General features: G+C 39.8%; 17 protein-coding genes. 11 read left to right on the top strand and 6 right to left on the bottom strand.

What is annotated here, in order from left to right; genetic code table 11:
- From K8S13_RS11340 to K8S13_RS11315, 6 genes are all read left to right on the top strand, one after another.
- The coding region (locus tag K8S13_RS11340; protein WP_291462572.1) for an MlaD family protein at positions 1 to 230 on the top strand (230 nt) is incomplete at its 5' end.
- A gap of 7 nt (positions 231 to 237) precedes the next feature.
- The gene (locus tag K8S13_RS11335; protein ID WP_291462571.1) at positions 238 to 585 is read left to right on the top strand and encodes an STAS domain-containing protein; all 348 of its coding nucleotides are present in this window, start codon (positions 238 to 240) and stop codon (positions 583 to 585) included.
- A gap of 35 nt (positions 586 to 620) precedes the next feature.
- Positions 621 to 1220, top strand: coding sequence for an ABC transporter substrate-binding protein (locus tag K8S13_RS11330; RefSeq protein WP_291462569.1), 600 nt, complete (start codon positions 621 to 623; stop codon positions 1218 to 1220).
- Between the two features lie 176 nt (positions 1221 to 1396).
- Entirely contained in the window at positions 1397 to 2764 is a 1368-nt protein-coding gene (locus K8S13_RS11325; protein WP_291462567.1) for an acyclic terpene utilization AtuA family protein, read from the top strand.
- A gap of 22 nt (positions 2765 to 2786) precedes the next feature.
- Positions 2787 to 3107, top strand: coding sequence for a DUF4387 domain-containing protein (locus K8S13_RS11320; RefSeq protein WP_291462566.1), 321 nt, complete (start codon positions 2787 to 2789; stop codon positions 3105 to 3107).
- A gap of 30 nt (positions 3108 to 3137) precedes the next feature.
- Positions 3138 to 4019, top strand: coding sequence for a LysR family transcriptional regulator (locus K8S13_RS11315; RefSeq protein ID WP_291462565.1), 882 nt, complete (start codon positions 3138 to 3140; stop codon positions 4017 to 4019).
- A gap of 27 nt (positions 4020 to 4046) precedes the next feature.
- Here the strand turns inward: K8S13_RS11315 and K8S13_RS11310 are convergent, their stop codons facing one another.
- The 6 genes from K8S13_RS11310 to K8S13_RS11285 are packed head-to-tail and all read right to left on the bottom strand — an operon-like array spanning position 4047 to position 10619.
- Complete coding sequence (locus tag K8S13_RS11310; protein WP_291462563.1) at positions 4047 to 5105, bottom strand: C45 family peptidase; 1059 nt, start codon at positions 5103 to 5105, stop codon at positions 4047 to 4049.
- Positions 5106 to 6095 carry an ABC transporter ATP-binding protein gene (locus K8S13_RS11305; RefSeq protein ID WP_291462561.1) on the bottom strand — a complete coding sequence of 330 codons (990 nt, stop codon included), beginning with the start codon at positions 6093 to 6095 and terminating at the stop codon, positions 5106 to 5108.
- Between the two features lie 36 nt (positions 6096 to 6131).
- On the bottom strand, positions 6132 to 7130 hold the full coding sequence (locus tag K8S13_RS11300) for an ABC transporter ATP-binding protein (RefSeq protein ID WP_291462559.1): 999 nt from the start codon (positions 7128 to 7130) through the stop codon (positions 6132 to 6134).
- Complete coding sequence (locus K8S13_RS11295) at positions 7130 to 8071, bottom strand: ABC transporter permease (protein WP_291462557.1); 942 nt, start codon at positions 8069 to 8071, stop codon at positions 7130 to 7132. The genes K8S13_RS11300 and K8S13_RS11295 overlap by 1 nt, the downstream gene beginning before the upstream one ends.
- Positions 8068 to 9069, bottom strand: coding sequence for an ABC transporter permease (locus K8S13_RS11290; protein ID WP_291462555.1), 1002 nt, complete (start codon positions 9067 to 9069; stop codon positions 8068 to 8070). The genes K8S13_RS11295 and K8S13_RS11290 overlap by 4 nt, the downstream gene beginning before the upstream one ends.
- Before the next feature lie 2 nt (positions 9070 to 9071).
- Positions 9072 to 10619, bottom strand: a complete 1548-nt coding sequence (locus K8S13_RS11285; protein WP_291462553.1) for an ABC transporter substrate-binding protein — start codon at positions 10617 to 10619, stop codon at positions 9072 to 9074.
- A 463-nt stretch (positions 10620 to 11082) separates the two neighbouring features.
- Here K8S13_RS11285 and K8S13_RS11280 point away from each other — a divergent pair, with 463 nt between their 5' ends.
- The 5 genes from K8S13_RS11280 to K8S13_RS11260 all read left to right on the top strand — a co-directional run.
- Positions 11083 to 12660 (top strand): ABC transporter substrate-binding protein, encoded by a 1578-nt coding sequence (locus tag K8S13_RS11280; RefSeq protein ID WP_291462551.1) that lies wholly within the window; start codon positions 11083 to 11085, stop codon positions 12658 to 12660.
- Positions 12661 to 12784: 124 nt separating this feature from the next.
- Complete coding sequence (locus K8S13_RS11275) at positions 12785 to 13711, top strand: ABC transporter permease (RefSeq protein ID WP_291462548.1); 927 nt, start codon at positions 12785 to 12787, stop codon at positions 13709 to 13711.
- A gap of 21 nt (positions 13712 to 13732) precedes the next feature.
- A complete protein-coding gene (locus K8S13_RS11270) occupies positions 13733 to 14611 on the top strand; it encodes an ABC transporter permease (protein ID WP_291462547.1) in 879 nt (292 codons plus the stop codon).
- Positions 14611 to 15567: an ABC transporter ATP-binding protein gene (locus K8S13_RS11265; RefSeq protein ID WP_291462546.1), complete on the top strand. Its 957-nt coding sequence runs from the start codon at positions 14611 to 14613 to the stop codon at positions 15565 to 15567. The genes K8S13_RS11270 and K8S13_RS11265 overlap by 1 nt, the downstream gene beginning before the upstream one ends.
- An 18-nt stretch (positions 15568 to 15585) precedes the next feature.
- Positions 15586 to 16241 (top strand): dipeptide/oligopeptide/nickel ABC transporter ATP-binding protein (locus K8S13_RS11260; RefSeq protein WP_291462545.1); only part of this gene is annotated, 656 nt, incomplete at its 3' end.

The following is a 16241-nucleotide window of genomic DNA, read 5'->3' as shown; positions in this document are numbered from 1 at the left end:
TTACCCTTGAAGAAAATGAAGCCCTTGTACAGATGGAAATAAAAAAGGGGACGAAAATTACGGATGATACAATTGCTTCCATTCGTACAAAAGGAGTTATAGGAGACAAGTTTGTCAAGTTATCGCCGGGCGGTTCTGATGATTATTTGGGAGATAAAGATTCTTTAATGGATACGGAATCTGCCATCAGCCTGGAAGAATTAGTCAGCAAATATATTTTTGAAAAATAATAGGCTTATGAGTTTTAAAATTAAAAGTGAAGAAAAAGAAAATATCGGTGTCATTATAGTTGAAGGTGAAGTTGATATGTTCACCTCCCCAGGTTTGCGGGATAAACTGGTTCCATTTTTTGAAAAAGGGGTTAAAGGGATTATTGTCAATCTTTCAGGCGTCTCTTTTATGGACAGTTCCGGTATCGCAACCCTTGTGGAAGGCCTTCAATGGAGCAAAAAATATGGCAAAAAGTTTATTTTGGCCGGATTGGGCACAAATGTGATGAATGCTCTGTCCTTGACAAAACTGGATAACGTATTCAACATACAAAAACATGCAGATGATGCATATAAAGAATTGAGCAAAAGTTAAAATAAGATTTAGTTTGTTTTTTGGGAGGGGTATCAATGAAATTGTTCAAATTTATTTTTCCTGTTTTTTTTATGGTTTTCCTGTTTTTGTCAAACCATCATGCCCATGCATCGCCTGTTCAGGATCAGTTAAAAACTAGTATTGATAAAATGCTGGAAATATTACGGGATCCGTCACTCAAGGGAGAAGAACAGGTTGAAAAGAGAAGAGCATCCCTTCGCAAAGTGATTGATGAAAGATTCAGTTTTGCAAAGATGTCACAATTAAGTCTTGGCAGGCACTGGAAAAAAAGAAGTGACGAGGAAAAGAAAATTTTTATCGATTTGTTCGGGCAACTCCTTGAGGAAACCTATATATCCAAATTAGAGGCCTATACCGATGAAAAAGTGGTTTATGTAAAAGAGTATATTAAAAAAAAGAAGGCACAGATAAATACAAAAATTATTACGGAAACAATTGAAATTCCAATTGATTACAGAATGTATAACACCAAGGATGGCGCCTGGCTGGTATATGATCTGGTGATAGAAGGTGTCAGCCTGGTGGGGAACTACCGCTCTCAATTTGATCAGATGCTGCAGAAAGATTCTTATGAGAAACTAGTGGAAGACCTTAAAAAGAAAGTTGATAACTGATTTTTTTAGTTTTAATATTTTGAATAGTTGTAATTGAGCTTTGAAAAAAAAGCCATTCTCATATCATAGTTACAACTAAATGTTATGTTTGCCATAACTATTATTCATTTGAGTTATATCGTCTGATACTATATTGATTAAAATTAATAGCATTTAATTTTATAGGAATTAGATTTATGAAGAAAAATGAACTCAGAATAATATGCCCCAATGGACACCTTGGATTTGCACCTACAAAAGAAAAGAGCTTTTATCTTGGTGCTAAAACAAAACCGGATTACTATTGCTGTGATTCCGGAAGTGATGATATTGGCCCAGGCCCTTTGGGTAATGATGATTGTGTCAGCCCTCGATCCTGGCAGAAACATGACCTTGAGCTAATGCTTATTGCAGCAAGGAAACAGAATGTTCCCATGATAATAGGTTCCTCAGGCGATACAGGAACAAACAGTCGCGTTGATATGTATGTTGAGATAATACGTGAAATCGCCAGGGAACAAAAACTTGAACCCTTTAAGCTTGTGTATTTTTATTCAGAAGTCACCAAAGAATTGCTTTTGAATAAAATGGATTCAGGAATAACTATTGAAGGTCTTGATGGAAGAAAAAATTTGCTGCGCAGTGAACTTGAATCAACAAAAAGAGTGGTTGCTGTTGCAGGTGTTCATCCTTTCATAAAAGCTCTGGAACTTAAAGCTGATGTGATTATTGGCGGCAGAAGCAGTGATGCTGCCATCTTTGCTGCGGCAGCTATTTATAATGGATTTCCCGAAGCAAATGCATACTATCTTGGAAAAGTTCTCGAATGCGCCTCTTTTTGTGCGGAACCGTATGGTGCAAAAGAATCTGTTATTGGAACAATTACAAGTAATGATGTAAAAGTTACGGCAATGCATCCTGATCAGTATTGTACAATAGCATCAGTGGCCGGACATGCGATGTATGAAAGAACAAATCCGTTTTTTGAATATTTTGCAGGTGGCATGCTTGATATGACAAAATGTTCATATGTACAACTGGACAAAAAGACGACCCGGATCACCGGCGCTGAGTTTATACCAATAGACGGCAAAATAAAAGTAAAGCTGGAAGGTTCCGGGAAAATTGGTGAAAGATATATCGGAATTGTAGGCGTAAGAGATCCTTATACAATTAAAAATATTGATAAAGTTATTGAGTGGGCCAGATCTCAGGCTGTAGAACAACTTGGAACGGATGGATATGAAATTTTTTATCACATCTATGGGAAAAATGCTGTAATGGGAGATATGGAACCGGTTAAAGAAACAAAATCCCACGAGTTAGGTGTTGTGGTGGAGGCTGTATCCAAAAACAAAGAACTTGCAAAAGAAGCTGCCATCATCGGTTCAAGGCAGATTTTTTATGCCCGTCTGCCGGAAGTAAAAGGTACAGCCGGCACAGCTGCTTTTTTAATTGATGAAGTAATGCCTACATCGCCGGCATTTGAATGGACACTGAATCATACTATTGAAGTTGATGACCCCATGGAACTATTTGAACTTCATGAAACAAATATCATATAGATATAAAAGGATTAAAAAATAGATGAGAACTAAAAAACTTTATGAACTTGCCAAAACAATAAGAAGTAAAAATGCAGGCGTTGATAGAATAACCTTTGATATAATTTTTAAAGAAGAAGCAAACTATGTGCTTGTAAAACAGAGCCGTGTTTTAACCGTTGAATCCATGGCGGCACTATATAATGTTTCAAAGAGCAGGATCTGCGACTTTGTTGAGTTTGATCCCGGGTTTGCCATTAAATTTACCATACAGCGGAAACGGGCCAGCGGCAGTCCGGGTGAGGGAGATATATTTGGATGCCAGCAGTATCCGCCTCTTCTTGATTTAGAAATTCCCATTTAATAAATTAAGAACTATGGTCCACAATTACAAATGAATCTTGTTCAGATAAAATATTTTCATAAAACCATAAAATGCGGCGGGGTATCAGCGGCTGCTGAAAAACTGTTTATAACACAACCTGCTGTCAGTAAGCAGATCAAGCTCATTGAGGAAGAAATCGGCAATAAATTATTTTATAAAAGAAAAAATTCGTTACAATTAACAGCCACAGGAAAACTCTTGTTCGAGAAATCATGCCAAATATTATCACTCCTGGATGAACTGAACAATGATTTAAAAAATGTTAAAGGAAACTATTCAGGCAAAGTTATTTTAGGTTGCGGTTCCCTTGCTGCAAGATTCACTTTCCCTAAAATCATAAAAAATTATTTAAGAAAATATCCTGAAACAGACATTTCAATATTTGAATGCGGATCAGATGAAATGGAAACCCTGTTAACAAATGATATAATAGATATTGGTACGGGTTTCAAGACAATCACAAAAAACAAAAATATTGAGTTTGAAAATTTTTTTTCCAGTAGACTTAAAGTCATATGTTCAAAAAAAAGTCGATTGGCTGGGTTGAAAATTATTAAATTCGACGATATCCTTGAATTCCCCTGCATAAGCTATACTACAAATTCAGTTGTCAACAAGATTCTGGAAAAATATCTGCCATCAGATACAACAAATATAATAATAAATGCTCAAAACAGTGAAACAATTATTAAATATGTTCAAATGGATTTTGGTATCTCAATAGTACCTGATTATATACTAAAGCTTCTTAATCCAACGGCGATTGTAACAAAGGAACTGGATGTTAAGCTTTTTATTGATTTCGGTGTTTTTAAAGATAAAAACAAATATTTCAGTCCCGCCCATAAAGAATTTCTGGAATTATTAAGAACACACTATAAAAAATACTAGAAAACCATATGTTTCATTTTCCTGACTCTAAAAGGAAAATTTATACCAGAGGGAATCACAAGGGTTCCCATCTGAAAAATATAATTTCCTGTTTTTACATGTGTAAACTGCACCTGAAATTGTAGATGAGGTATCTTTATCATGATGCCTGCATATCCCCCCCCCTTCATCATGGCTTTTCATTATTTCAATCACTTTATTCAGAGTAAAATCCCGATAAATAACAGATAGTTTTTTTTTGATAAAACAAAGACGGTTCTCTGAATTTTTGATACTTGATTGCCTGGCTGCTTTTAGATTGTATGGACAAAGTTTGGTAGAGGTAAAATGATTTGTTTGTACCAGCCATTGGGTGCTTTTTTTCACATTCAAGTGATTGTGACCCAATTCAACAACAGCGATTTTACCGCTATTGTCAGCCAAGGTAAGGGAGCCCCCACCGGCATGGGGCAAGTCTGATATTTTTTTTAAGGCTTGATTCACACTGTTACAGGTCGTCAATAAAAACGGCATTAAAAAATATCGACAGGCTCCAAAACCGTGATCAGAGGTGAGGATGTTGGTATCGACCAGGCAGAACCCTTTAGAATTGATGCCGCTTGAGTAAGCGCAGGGTGCTCCCAGGCTGCCCACGGATAAAATTTTATTTCCTTGCCAATCCGGATCATGATGAACAAAAACCCGTTGTAAAATCTTGTTCCCGGCAGCCAGATCCCGATTTTTCCCGACAATCGCTCCATCTTCAGAAAGCGATACGGCCCATGAAGTACATCCATCCATATCCCGCAATATTCGGAGGTGATAAAAACTAAACAAATCAATCATCTGCAGATCAAAGCCTTTGGCAATTCCCTTAACTTCCTCAAACACTTCAGGAAATAGTTTTTTTGTTATGTTGATCTGTTCTCCAAGGTAATGTTTTGCTTTGTCTGATTGGAGCAATCCCTGATATTCGTTTATTGGCCCAAGTACATTTTTACGTACCAATCCAACCATTTCAGGGCAGAGCTCTGCCTGGAGCAATCCCCGTGCAAAAGGTGATCCCTTTAAAACCAAGGGGATTCCTCGTTTTAAGCTGGTTAACATTTAATTGCTTTGATATAAATGACAGGAAACCCAATGATTAGCGGAATATTCTCTCGATACCGGAACTTCCATATTGCATTTTTCCATAGCTTCTGGACAACGAGTGTGAAACTTGCAACCACTGGGAGGAGCTAAAGGAGAAGGAATATCCCCTTTCAGTATCATCCGTTTATGAGCTCCTATCTGTTCCACCCGGGGAATGGAATCCAGTAAAACCTTAGTATAGGGATGAAGTGGATTTTTCAGCAGCTCGCCAGTGTCACATATTTCCACCAGTTCTCCCAAATACATCACGGCAATACGATCGCTCAGGTAAGCGACAACTGAAATATCATGAGAAATGAAAAGCAATGTTAGAGAAAAGTCCTCTTTTAATTTTCCCATCAATTGAATAATCTGGGCTTGAATTGAAACATCCAGAGCTGATACCGGCTCATCACAAACCACAAATTCCGGTCGCAGGATTAAAGCCCTGGCTATACCTATTCTTTGACGTTGGCCGCCGGAAAACTGATGGGGGTAACGTTTTAAATGTTGAGGCCGGAGTCCGACCCGTGCAATAATATCAGTCACTCTTTGATCCATTTTTTTCTTGCTCAAGGATTCATGTATTTTCAAAGGTAATTTAATGATATCTTCAACAGACTTCCTAGGATTTAACGAGGCATAGGGGTCCTGAAAAATGATCTGCATTTTTTGTTTGATTTTTTTTAATTCCAGTTGATTCAGGGCAGTAACTTCTTTGGATCCAAAATAAACTTTTCCCTGGGTCGGCTCATGCAGACGAAGGATTACCCTTCCCAGAGTACTCTTGCCGCAGCCGCTTTCACCAATTAAACCCAGTGTTTCACCCTCTTGGATATGCAGACTGACATTGGAAACAGCCTGCACAATATTTTGTTTCTTAAAGAGGTATTTATCAATAAAACCAGTTTTTAATTGAAAATGTTTACTGACATTTTTAACCTTAAGAAGCGGGTCATTATTCATTTAAATCCTTTCGATGTTCTCAAATTTCTTTTAGCTTTATTCTTCCACCTTAATACAACGGACTTCACGATGGTTGCTCAATTTTCTGATGGGAATGTCCTTTCTGCATTCTTCCGAACGTTGTGAACAGCGGGGAAAAAAACGACACTGGTCCGGGAGATTGACCAAATCGGATACCTGGCCGGGAATCGGGTGAATAGCTTTATCCAGTTCAGATAGACGTGGAATAGATTTCAACAATCCCTGGGAATAGGGATGTCGAGGATTCAATATCACGTCCCTGGTAAAACCGCTCTCAACAACCTGTCCCGCATACATTACGACTATTTTGTCAGTGAACTCGGACACCACCCCCAGGTTATGAGTAATAATTATTACACTCATCTTCAATTTTTTTCTGATATCGGCAATCAGGTTTAACACCTGTGCTTGAATGGTCACATCCAGAGCAGTAGTCGGTTCATCGGCAATCAGAAGTTTGGGTTTGCAGGCCAGGGCAATGGCAATCATGATCCTTTGTCTCATACCACCGGAAAACTGGTGAGGATAATCGTTCAGCCTGTTTTGTGCATCAGGTATGCCCACTAGTTTCATCATTTCAACAGCACGGTTCTTAATGGCTTTTCTTCCCCGGGCTGCAATCTTTTGGTCATGCTCTTTTAACACTTCCGAAATTTGATTAATGATTTTTATGGAAGGATTTAATGCTGTTAAAGCATCCTGAAGAGTCATGGCGATTTCTTTCCCCCGAATTTTTCTGTAGTGTTGTGGGCTGAGACGGGTAAGTTCCTGGCCATTGAATTTAATTGAACCCGACGCTATTCTTCCTGGTTTTTTAATCAGTCCCATTACACTTAAAAAAGTGACACTTTTTCCAGAGCCGGATTCTCCCACAACGCCAAGGCAATCCCCTGGGTACAGATTGATATCTACTCCGTCAACTGCCTTAACCAAACCGCTGTGAGTATCAAAATATGTACTGAGTTTGTCAATTTTCAATAAAGGTGACTGGCTGTTGTATATTTTTTTTTCCATCAGGACTCACTAAATCTAGGGTCAAAAGCATCTCTCAAGCCGAGACTGGCAATGTTCATGGATAGAACTAAAATTAAAATGGCAATTCCGGAAAAAGTGCTCACCCACCAGGCCTCCAACATAAATTCCCTGCCATCTGCCACCATATTGCCCCAGGAAGCCATTGGGGGTTGTACTCCCAATCCTAAAAAGGAAAGACTGGATTCAAGAATAATAACCGTCGCCATTCTGGTAGTGGCCACAACTATCACCGGTGAAAGAATATTGGGTAGAATTTCTTTCAGCATAATATGAAATTTCGATGCCCCAATGGCTTGTGCCGCTTCCACATATTCGATCTCTTTTACAGCTAATGTCTCTCCTCTGACAACTCTACAGGGGATCACCCACTCCTTGTAAACCAGGGCCAATATTATATTTTGAAATCCAGGCCCCATAGCCGCCATCAATGCAATAGCAAAAATCAGGTAAGGAAATCCCAATAAAATATCCACAATGGTAGAAATAACAAGATCGAATTTTCCTTTTAAATACCCTGCCATCAAACCTAATAAAATCCCAATGGCGGTGGCGATAAAAATTACAGAAAAACCGACGATGATTGAAACCCGGGTCCCATATATGATTCTTGACAAAATATCCCGACCAAGATGGTCCGCTCCCAGCGGATGACTCCAGTTTCCCCCTTCCATCCAGGCGGGTGCCTGCAGTCTGAGAAACAAGTTAGTCTTATTGGGATCATGAGGCGCGAAATAGGGACTGAAGATGGAGAGAATAATAGCAAATATCACGATTGCCGTTGCTAAAACCGCCAGATGGTTACCCAGAAAATTTTTAATGCTTATGGAGAAAAGTGAAATCGTCTTTTCCTCCACCTGGTTTATTTCCCCGGCAGTATCGTCAAAAAAATTTTCAGCCGGGCTGGTGTCTGAAACTTTCATAAACGGACCTTTGGATTTAATACTGTATATAAAATATCAGCAATAAAATTCATCAAAACATAGGTCACGGCATAGATTAAAACAGCGGCCTGCACCATGGGATAGTCACGGCTGAAAATAGCCCTTACAACCAGGCTTCCCACGCCGGGCCAACCAAAAATTGTCTCGATAATCATATTCCCCCCCAGCAATTGTCCGGTTTGAATGGCCGCGACAGTAACCGTGGGTATCAGGGCATTTTTTAAAGCATGCAGAAAAGTCACCCGGCACATTTTCAGCCCTTTGGCTTCGGCAAAAAGAATATAATCCTGCTTTAACACTTCCATCATGGATGCACGGGTGACCTGCATCAGTGTCGCTCCCATGGCCATCCCCAGGGTGATGGTTGGCAAGATCAGATGTTTTACTGCATCTATAAAACTGTCCAGTCTTCCGGCAAGCAAGGTGTCAATCAATAACATCCCGGTTACAGACGGCACTCTCAGTGAAAAAACAGATCGACCGGACACCGGCAGCCATTGCAGATGAACGGCAAATAAAATTATGAGGATGATCCCAAACCAGAATCCCGGCATGGACACTCCGGTCATTGCCGTTACCACCGCAGACCTGTCATAGATTGTCCCCTTTTTTACAGCCGCCAGGACCCCCAGTGGTATTGATATAAAAATCGCCATCACCATGGCGCAGAGTGTCAGCTCGATAGTAGCGGGTAATCGTTCAAGAATGACCTCCATCACCGGTCGCCGATGAAAAAAACTTCTACCGAAATTACCATGGGAAGCATTATAGAGAAACCGAATAAACCGTTCGTGTATTGGCAGATCCAGGCCCATATCCTTACGAATGGCCTGTTCCATTTCCGGAGTTACGAGCTGATCACCCAGCATTATCTCCACCGGATCTCCTGGGGTCATGCTCATCATCATAAATACGATGAGACTTATCCCCAGGAGAACAGGTATCAGCCGTATAAATAGTTTTAAAAAATTCCCCATCCTTATTTAATATAGGCATCATGCAGGTTGATCTGACTGTCGGCCTTGGGTCCCCAACCGCCTAACCTGGCACTTACCCCGTAAATTTCTTTTGGTAACCACAGAAATACCATTGGAACCTCATCATTGAGAATGCTTTCGGCTTTTTGGTAATATGAAGCACGCTTTTTACGATCAACTTCCACCATGGCTTTGTCAATCAATTCATCAACCTTTGAATTTGAATACCCAGGGTAGTTACCTCGTCCTTTGGAACGTAAAACAGGGGTCATAATACCCACTGGATCAAGCGATCCGTTTCCCCAGCTGGTAAGATACATATCCCTGGTTTTAACTGGTTTTTTCCAGGTTGGACCGATCACGGATTTTTCCCAGACCTTAACTTTGGCCTTAATCCCGGCGTCCGCCAAATTTGCTGATATGGCTTCCGCAATATCTTTCAGTGCACTGGTAACATCAAGCTCAATATCGATACCACCGGGGTATCCGGCTTCCGCCAATAATTTTTTAGCCTTGGCCGGGTTATATTCATATTGGGACAGATTCGGGTTGTGACCGAAAGCGTCCGGGCTGAGAATACTGTTTAAGCGGGTAGCATTACCATTAAGCAATTTTTCAATAATCAGGTCTACATTAATGGCATGACAAAGTGCTTTTCTGACGTTAATATTATTAAACGGAGGTCTGGTGTTATTCATGGCCAGAAAAAAGCTGCGTGTCCCATTAACCGTCATTATCCTGGTATTGGAATTTCGTTCTATCTGCTTGATGCTGTGTGTCGGTACATCATTAATAATATCAACTTCACCTGATAACAAAGCAGCCACCCGAGAAGCATTCTCAGGAATGATCTGCCAGATCAGCCGTTTCACTTTTGCTTTTCCAACCGGTTGAATACTTGACGCTCCGCCGTAGTAATCATCGAAACGTTCCATAACAATCCTGTTACCGCGAATCCATTCTACCAGCTTAAAAGGTCCTGTTCCATTAACCTTGGTTGCCACTCCCTTGCTTCCTACACTCTCTACAAATTTTTTGGAAACCACTTCCTGCCAGGGCAGAAAAGCAGGAAAAACAGGCCAGGGTTTTTCCAGAATAAACCGAACCTTGTAAGGCCCCAGTATTTTTACTTCCTTTAGAGAACCCAGAAGGCTTTTTCTTGGACTTGTCTGACCGTCGATCGCACCGTCTGTGATAATACGGTCAAAAGTAAACTTGATGTCCTCAGCCGTTAATAAATCGCCATTATGAAACTTTACCCCTTTTCGCAAGACAAAGTCATAAGTCAAAGTATCAAGTTGTTTCCAGCTTTCAGCAATTTGCGGGACCACTTCCATCTTGCTGTTTCTTACCACCAAACCATCATACAGATCACGCAGAATGGTTTCTGTTGTTCGAGCCCGGTGGTTAGCGGGATCCATTGTCAAGGCATCGCTGGTATATCCGATTAAGATTTCATCATCCCCTTTTGCATATAATAAGGAACTAAAAATACAAAAAATTAAAATCATTAAACCAGTGAATAGTAAGACATTAATTCGTTTTATCATAACTCTTCTCCTCAATAATAGATTAAATATCCAAAAATATTTTTTTGAATATGGTTAAAAATCGTGGAAAAAACAGCCAAATGAACCCAACGCAAATAATAACTAAAAAAAGATGCTTTTCAATATGTTTTGACTATACAAGCAACTAAAAATAAAATGCAAATGAATAATTGCTATGTGAAACATAACGACTCGTTATATAATTTTAAAGGAAAGGGAAATATTTCAAATGCCAGTTGCAGCTCTGTCCCAGGATTATCACAGGTGCGCGGTTTTAATTTTACAATTATATCCATTTGATAAACTGTCAATTAATTTTATAAAATTAATATTATAAAGCTTCAAATTTTAATTTTATAAAATTAATTGACATTAAATTTTTTTTATATTACCTACTTAAAAATAGGTAACAGCACAATATTCTTTTTTTTTGATTATTTAAACGATTTAGTGGGGGAGAGTTATGACAAAACGAATTAACATTATACTATTCACTTGTTTGATGATTGTAACGTTTGCTTTATTTGGTTCCTCGGTATATGCCGGGGAGAAAGTCCTGAAAATTTCCATGGATGCTGGCAATGCAGGCCAAGATACTTTTAACCCTTTTACAACCAATCGCACGAATAATGTTTATTATCTGGTTTATGACAGATTGGTGGAAATGGGAGCCGATGGTGTAATTTATCCTCATTTGTTAAAATCTTGGTACGTTTCAGATGATGGCTTAACCATCACTTTCACTTTGAGAAAGGGAGTGAAATTTCATGATGGCTCTGAGTTGAACGCAGAAGTACTTAAATGGTTTTTACAGAATCTGGCCAAGGGCAAGTCCAAGTATATGGTTGCCGCGGTTGAATCCATTGATATAAAGGATAATTTAACCGTTGACTTAAATTTAAGCCGACCCGATCCAAATATTTTATATAATTTCACCTCTTCTTTTACAGGTATTCCCAGTAAAAAAGCGATTGAAAAATATGGAGATGAGTTTGGGCGAAAATATGTTGTGGGAACCGGCCCGTTTGAGTTTGTCTCCTGGAAAACAGGTGATGAGGTCGTTTTGAAGAAAAATTCCAATTATCAATGGGGATCACCTTTATCCGACAATCAGGGGCCGGCGAAAATCGATAAAATTATTTTCAAGGAGATCCTGGAAGATTCCACCCGTTTCCTTGAATTTAAAACCGGTGGTGTTGATATATTGGAAAAAGCCCCCACACTTTTTTTAAAGAAGATCAGAAAGGATCCCAACGCGAAAGTTATTACCATGGCGAGTAATGGTAATTTTCACATGATCATGAATACCAAACGTGAATATCTGAAAAACATAAATATCAGAAAAGCAATCGCCCTGTCTATTAATCAGGAAAATATTTTGAAAGCAGTGTTCCAAGGTAACGGTACCCCTGCCTATACCTATCTGATTGATCGATTACCTGCTCGAAAGGTGGATAAAAAATATGAAATCCATTTTGATTTGGCGAAAGCGAAACAGATCATGGCAGAAGAGGGATGGAAGAAAGACAGTGATGGAATTTTAACAAAAGATGGTAAAAAATTGACCCTCGTTCTTTGGAGTAAAAGTGATTCAGATGAACGTAAAACCGCTGTTGTCATCCAGGCACAACTCGCAGAATTGGGGATAGATATCAAAATTGAGCAGTTTGACCCCAGCTCAATTAAAGCCGAGTTTAAAAAAGGGCGGCATGATCTGGTAATTCGTTCTTATGGATGGGATAATGCCGATATTCTGGAGTGGTTTTTCAACTCCAATAAACCCGGATATCCAAACGTTGCCATGTGGCATGATAATGAATCCGACTATTTGATGCAAAAAGCAATGACACGTTCGAGAAATGCTGAAGAACGGATTCAGAATTTTAAGGATTATCATGAATATCTGCTCTCTCAGTACGTTTGGGCACCGATTATTAATTCTGTGAATAATCATGCAATCAATAATCGTGTTAAAATGCCCTCTGCACCGCGATTTAAGATTTTAATCGGAGCACCCATTATGGATATGACGCTTAATTAATAAGATTATGGGAAGGGAGTGTTATTGAACATCAACTCCCTTCCCATTCTATGATGATTTGAGTTTGGATGATCGTCTTTTATAAATAGATGCCACTTTTGGGACATATTTTTGAGGAAGGGGTATGTGGACTTATATTTTCCGTCGTACATTATTGTTAATTCCAATATTTATTATTATTTCATTGGTGGTTTTTTCTCTAATTCATATGGTGCCTGGAACTCCGATTGACTCATTGCTGGGACCGGGATCGACAGCCGCGGATAGAGTGGAATTAACAAAGGCCTATGGATTGGATAAATCGATTTCAGTCCAATATTTTTCCTGGATGAAAAAGCTACTCACTGGCGATATGGGACAATCAATCATTGAGAAACAACCTGTGCTGGATATGATTCTCTACAACATGCCGTTTACAATTCGACTGGGATTGGCCTCTCTTATTATATCTTTTTTTTTGGGGATTTTTTTGGGGATTATTTCATCTGCCTTTAAAAACACCTTTATTGATTATATCTCTATGATTATTGCATTGCTGGGTGTTACAGTTCCCGCCTTCTGGCTAGGCTTAATCCTGATGTTGATTTTTTCCGTGATGCTGGGATGGTTTCCTGTTTCAGGTTCTGGCAGCTTTAGAACTTTGGTTTTACCGGCTATCACTGTTGGTTTAGGGGGAGCAGGACTCATCGCGCGGGTTACCAGGGTCAGTATGCTGGAGATGTTTAATAAAGACTTTGTATTACTTTTATACGCAAAGGGGTTAAGTAAGCCTTCAATCATCGTTAAACATATTTTTCGAAATGCCCTGATGCCTGTAATTACGATATTTGGTTTAAGGCTGGGGTGGATTCTGGGAGGAGCTGTAACCATTGAAATTGTCTTTAGTCGTCCCGGAATTGGAAATATGCTGCTTTCCGCTTTATATCGTCGTGACTACCCTGTGGTACAGGCATCGCTGATAGTTCTGACCATGGCGGTTATCATTGGTGCTTTCATCGCTGATATCATGTATTCTTATGCTGATCCAAGGGTAAGAGATGTTTATAAATAAACATAGGTTGAGTATTTAAATATGGTTGAAAATAAAGTTAGCAATTTCAAACACAAATCTCCATGGATTGTAATTTTAAAACGGTTTTCCGGGAATAAGATGGGCATGATCGGAACGGCTCTGATCTTATGCCTGATTTTTGTCGCTATTTTTGCGCCCCTTTTGGAACCCTATTCTTACAAGGAACAAAATATTGAAAGGATGAACGAGTCACCTTCTTCAAGTCATTTGCTGGGAACTGATGATTTCGGGCGGGATTTGTTAAGCCGAATTATCAGAGGGGCGAGGATTTCATTTGTGGTGGGGGTTTTGTCGGTAGCGATATCGGTATTTATTGGGATAGTGGTCGGAGCCATCGCTGGATTTTATGGAGGGGTGATTGATTTGGTTCTGACAACCATTGCTGATCTGACCTGGTCAATGCCGGCCATATTAATCGCACTTTTGTTAGTGGCTGTTATCGGAGCGGGTTTGGAAAGTGTTATTGTTGCGATCGGATTGTCTTATTGGGCTCAATACGCCCGGTTAATTCGAGGACAGATCCTTTCTTTAAAGACTGCTGTTTATATCGAGGCTACAAAATCAATGGGAGCCAGCGACTTTGTGATTCTTTTCAAACATCTGCTTCCCAACAGTATTTCACCCGTTATTGTAGCAGCCACGATCGGTGTTGGAAACGCTATCGTGTTGGAAGCGACCCTGGGATTTCTAGGAATGGGAGCTCAACCCCCCACACCAAGCTGGGGAGCGATGATGAGCAATGGAACGGCTTATCTCTTTATCTCTCCCTGGGTGATCATATTTCCCGGCCTGGCCATGATGATCACTGTTTTGGGATTCAATTTATTTGGTGATGCCCTGATTAATATCATGGATGTTACGAATAAGGAGTCCAATTAATGACTTTTTTAAAAGTAAAAGACCTGGAAGTTGAATTTCAGGTTGATAAAAGGTCAGTGAAGCCCATTGAGAAAATTTCATTTGAAATGAACGAGGGAGAAATCCTGGGCATGGTTGGAGAGACCGGATCAGGCAAGTCTCTTACGGCACACGCTATTATGGGATTATCAACCTTGGTTGGAGGTAAAATCCGGGGAAGCGTTACATTTCAGGACCAAGAGCTTCTTTCAATTTCCCAAAAGGAAATGCAATCAATTCGAGGTTCTCAAATTGCGTTTATTCCCCAGAATCCTATGACTTCTTTAGATCCTGTCTATCGAGTGGGGGATCAAATTGTTGAGGGCTTATTTAAACATGTCAAAATAAGTAAATTGAAAGCCAAACAGCAGGTGCTTGATTTAATGGAAGAACTGCATATTCCGAAATCAAATCAAGTGTTTCAACAATATCCCCACCAACTTTCAGGCGGGTTAAAGCAAAGAATTGTGATTGCGATGGGATTATGTGTCCATCCTAAACTATTGATCGCTGATGAACCGACAACAGCGCTGGATGTAACAGTGCAAGCTCAGATTATGCGATTGTTTAGAGAGATGACGGTGGATAGAGGGATTGGCCTGTTCCTGATTACCCATGACCTAGGTGTAATTGCCCAGGTTTGTGATAAAGTTGCCGTTATGTACGCTGGTAATATGGTTGAATTTGGTAAAATTGATACCGTGTTTAATACACCATCTCATCCCTATACCAAAGCGTTGTTGGATTGTATCCCCTATATTGGTATGAAAAAGGGAACCTTGTCCGCGATTTATGGCAATGTCCCCGGTGCAGGAACTTATCCAAGCGGCTGCCGTTATCATCCTCGTTGTCCGCATTCTAATGAGCAGTGTGAAAATAGTATGCCGACATTAATTCAAATTGAGGGTGGATCACAGGTTGCCTGCCACAAATATTAGGAAAAAAAGACCGAGAATATGGAAAAATTTATAGAGATTAAAGATCTTTCAGTCTCATTCGACGTTAGAGGTGGCCTTTTTTTACGTAAAATCGGGACAATAAAAGCTGTCAACAACGTTTCCTTTTCGATTAACAAAGGGGAAATATTAGGTGTTGTCGGTGAGTCCGGGTGTGGAAAATCAACATTGGCTCGATTGATTCTGTGTCTGATTGCACCTAATAATGGCAGTGTCACTTTTAATGGAAATGATATTTTAAAATTGTCTAAAAAAGGAATACGTCTCCAACGGCGTCATATGCAGATGGTTTTTCAGGATCCTTACTCTGCTATGGACCCCCGTTATACGATTTTCAGAAGTTTGTGTGAACCTTTTCAAATTCAAAATGTTCGATTTGAAAAAGCTGCGAGGCAAAAAAAAATTGACGACCTCTTGGAACTGGTTGGTCTAAGTTCGGAGCACGGATTTGCCTATCCACATCAGCTTTCAGGCGGGCAGAAACAGCGGGCGGATATAGCGCGCGCCTTGGCTTTGACCCCTCAATTTATCATATTGGATGAACCCACTGCCGCCCTGGATGTATCGGTCCAGGCCCAGATTATTAAACTACTGGAAGATTTAAGAGAACGGCTTAATCTGACATTTTTATTTATTTCACATGATTTGTCTTTAGT

The sequence above is a fragment of the Desulfobacula sp. genome, from assembly GCF_021107415.1.
This window is presented reverse-complemented; position numbering and strand designations above follow the sequence as displayed.

Coding starts and splice junctions, on each gene's coding strand:
- K8S13_RS11270 (WP_291462547.1), top strand. CDS start 13,733: ATGGTTGAAAATAAAGTTAGCAATTTCAAACACAAATCTCCATGGATT.
- K8S13_RS11320 (WP_291462566.1), top strand. CDS start 2,787: ATGAGAACTAAAAAACTTTATGAACTTGCCAAAACAATAAGAAGTAAA.
- K8S13_RS11275 (WP_291462548.1), top strand. CDS start 12,785: ATGTGGACTTATATTTTCCGTCGTACATTATTGTTAATTCCAATATTT.
- K8S13_RS11265 (WP_291462546.1), top strand. CDS start 14,611: ATGACTTTTTTAAAAGTAAAAGACCTGGAAGTTGAATTTCAGGTTGAT.
- K8S13_RS11280 (WP_291462551.1), top strand. CDS start 11,083: ATGACAAAACGAATTAACATTATACTATTCACTTGTTTGATGATTGTA.
- K8S13_RS11310 (WP_291462563.1), bottom strand. CDS start 5,105: ATGTTAACCAGCTTAAAACGAGGAATCCCCTTGGTTTTAAAGGGATCA.
- K8S13_RS11285 (WP_291462553.1), bottom strand. CDS start 10,619: ATGATAAAACGAATTAATGTCTTACTATTCACTGGTTTAATGATTTTA.
- K8S13_RS11330 (WP_291462569.1), top strand. CDS start 621: ATGAAATTGTTCAAATTTATTTTTCCTGTTTTTTTTATGGTTTTCCTG.
- K8S13_RS11290 (WP_291462555.1), bottom strand. CDS start 9,069: ATGGGGAATTTTTTAAAACTATTTATACGGCTGATACCTGTTCTCCTG.
- K8S13_RS11305 (WP_291462561.1), bottom strand. CDS start 6,095: ATGAATAATGACCCGCTTCTTAAGGTTAAAAATGTCAGTAAACATTTT.
- K8S13_RS11295 (WP_291462557.1), bottom strand. CDS start 8,071: ATGAAAGTTTCAGACACCAGCCCGGCTGAAAATTTTTTTGACGATACT.
- K8S13_RS11300 (WP_291462559.1), bottom strand. CDS start 7,130: ATGGAAAAAAAAATATACAACAGCCAGTCACCTTTATTGAAAATTGAC.
- K8S13_RS11325 (WP_291462567.1), top strand. CDS start 1,397: ATGAAGAAAAATGAACTCAGAATAATATGCCCCAATGGACACCTTGGA.
- K8S13_RS11315 (WP_291462565.1), top strand. CDS start 3,138: ATGAATCTTGTTCAGATAAAATATTTTCATAAAACCATAAAATGCGGC.
- K8S13_RS11335 (WP_291462571.1), top strand. CDS start 238: ATGAGTTTTAAAATTAAAAGTGAAGAAAAAGAAAATATCGGTGTCATT.